Source organism: Ideonella sp. FW305-24, assembly GCF_058788035.1.
The window spans coordinates 1-2,484 of sequence record NZ_JBYTAI010000038.1 but is presented as its reverse complement, the minus strand read 5'-3'; the positions used below and the strand labels follow the sequence as shown (position 1 = coordinate 2,484).

The 2,484-nt window shown below is 68.6% G+C and carries 2 protein-coding genes; both read left to right on the top strand.

Annotated elements, in window-relative coordinates:
- A partial coding sequence (locus AC3WR5_RS33365) for an STAS domain-containing protein (RefSeq protein ID WP_492490093.1) occupies positions 1 to 227 on the top strand: 227 nt, incomplete at its 5' end.
- Positions 228 to 255: 28 nt separating this feature from the next.
- Positions 256 to 2,451 (top strand): chemotaxis protein CheA, encoded by a 2,196-nt coding sequence (locus AC3WR5_RS33360; protein WP_492490092.1) that lies wholly within the window; start codon positions 256 to 258, stop codon positions 2,449 to 2,451.
- The last annotated feature ends 33 nt before the right edge of the window (positions 2,452 to 2,484 follow it).

Below are 2,484 nucleotides of genomic sequence, written 5' to 3'. Positions count from 1 at the left end.
AGGCCGCGCAAGCCTCGGCCGCGGCGCTGGAGATCAACCTCGCAGGCGTGACCGAAATGGACAGCGCCGGCGTGCAGCTGCTGATGGCCGCGAAGAAAAGCGCCCAGGCCACGCAGCGCAGCCTGCGCCTGGTCGGCCACAGCCCGGCGGTGCTGGAAGTGTTCGAGATCCTGGACCTGGCGGCGCACTTCGGTGACCCGCTTGTGATGCCTGCTGCCGCGCACTGAGCGGCACCCCTACTGGCGGAGAACCAAAATGAACATGGACCAGGCCCTGCAGACCTTCCTCGTCGAAGGCCGTGAACTGCTCGAAGACATGGAGGCCGCGCTGCTGCGCGTGGCCGACGAGGAAGATCCCGGCGAAAGCATCGGCGCGATCTTCCGCGCGGCCCACACCATCAAGGGCTCGGCCGGCCTGTTCGGCCTGGACGGCGTGGTGGCCTTCACCCACGTGGCTGAGAGCCTGCTGGACCATGTGCGCGACGGCAGCGTGAAACTCAGCGACCCGCTGATCCAGCTGCTGCTGGCCTGCGGCGACCACATCGGCACCCTGCTGGACGCAGTGGACGCCGGCCAGCGCCCGCTGAGCGCCGACGAGCAACAGGCCGGCGCCGCGCTGCTGGCCCGGCTGCATGCCCAGATGGGCAGCGGCGGCGGCGCCGCTGCGCCGGCCCCCGCCCAGGGTGCCGCTCTGGTGGCCCCCCTGGTGGCCGCGCCGGCCGCCACCGACGACGGCTTTGCCCGCCTGGCCGCCCCCGGCCAGGGCGCCGAGCACTGGCACATCTCGCTGCGCTTCGGCCCGGACGTGCTGAAGAACGGCATGGACCCGCTGTCCTTCATCCGCTACCTGGCCACGCTGGGCAGCATCGAACACATCGTCACGCTGCACGACGCCGTGCCCGCGCTGGACGCCATCGACCCCGAAAGCTGCTCGCTGGGCTTCGAGATCGCCTTCAAGAGCGACTGCGACAAGGCCACCATCGAAGGCGCCTTCGAGTTTGTCATCGACGACTGCCAGCTGCGCATCCTCGCGCCGCACAGCCGCGTGGCCGAATACATCGAGCTGATCGGCAAGCTGCCGGAAGAACCCAGCCGGCTGGGCGAGATCCTGGTGCGCTGCGGCAGCGTCACCGCGCACGAGCTGGACAACGCACTGAGCGCCCAGCGCCAGGGCGACTCGCCGCAGCTGCTGGGCAGCATCCTGGCCGGACAGGGCAAGGTCGCGCCGCAGGTCGTCGAGGCCGCACTGGCCAAGCAAAAGCAGGTCAAGGACAACAAGGCCCAGGAAAGCCAGTCGGTGCGGGTCGATGCCGACAAGCTCGACCGGCTGATCAACCTGGTGGGCGAACTGGTGATCGCCACCGCAGGCGCCAACCTCATCGCCAGGCGCACCCGCAACGTCGAGCTGCAGGAATGCAACTCCACGCTGTCGGACCTGGTGGAGGAAGTGCGCGACAGCGCGCTGCAGCTGCGCATGGTCAAGATCGGCGCCACCTTCGGCAAGTTCAAGCGCGTGGTGCACGACGTGGCCCGCGAGCTGGGCAAGGACATCGAGCTGAGCGTGTCGGGCGAAGACACCGAGCTGGACAAGACCGTCGTCGAGAAGATCGGCGACCCGCTGATGCATTTGGTGCGCAACGCGATGGACCACGGCATCGACGGCCCCGAGCTGCGCGCGCAGCGCGGCAAGCCGGCGCAGGGCACGGTGGCGCTCAACGCGTACCACGAGTCCGGCAGCATCGTGATCCAGGTCAGCGACGACGGGGGCGGCCTGAACCGCGACCGCATCCTGGCCAAGGCCATCGAGCGCGGCCTGGTGGAAGCCGGCAAGACCATGAGCGACGCCGAGATCTACAACCTGATCTTCGAGCCCGGCTTCTCGACCGCCGAGGCGATCACCAACCTGTCGGGCCGCGGCGTCGGCATGGACGTGGTCAAGCGCAACATCACCGCGCTGCGTGGCAGCGTGGCCATCCACAGTCTGCCCGGCCAGGGCACCACCGTGACCGTCCGCCTGCCGCTGACGCTGGCCATCATCAACGGCTTCCAGGTGGGGGTGGGCAAGTCGGTCTTCGTGGTGCCGCTGGACATGGTCGACGAGTGCATCGAATTCAGCGCCGAGGCCGGCCACAACTACACCGACCTGCGCGGCCAGGTGCTGCCCTTCATCCGGCTGCGCACGCTGTTCGACGTGCCGGGCGAGCCGTCGGCGCGGCAGAACATCGTCGTCGTCAAGCATGCCGGCCAGAAGTTCGGCCTGGTGGTGGACGCGCTGATGGGCGAAGCCCAGACCGTGATCAAGCCGCTCTCGCGCATGTTCGCGCAGGTGCAGGGCATCAGCGGCTCGTCCATCCTGGGCAGCGGCGACGTGGCGCTGATCCTGGACGTGCCCGAGCTGATGCAGCAGGCCGGCCAGCATTCGGGCAGGGTCGCCAGCGAAGCCACGGCCTGATTCAACTGCCTGATTCAAATACCTCTTCAATTC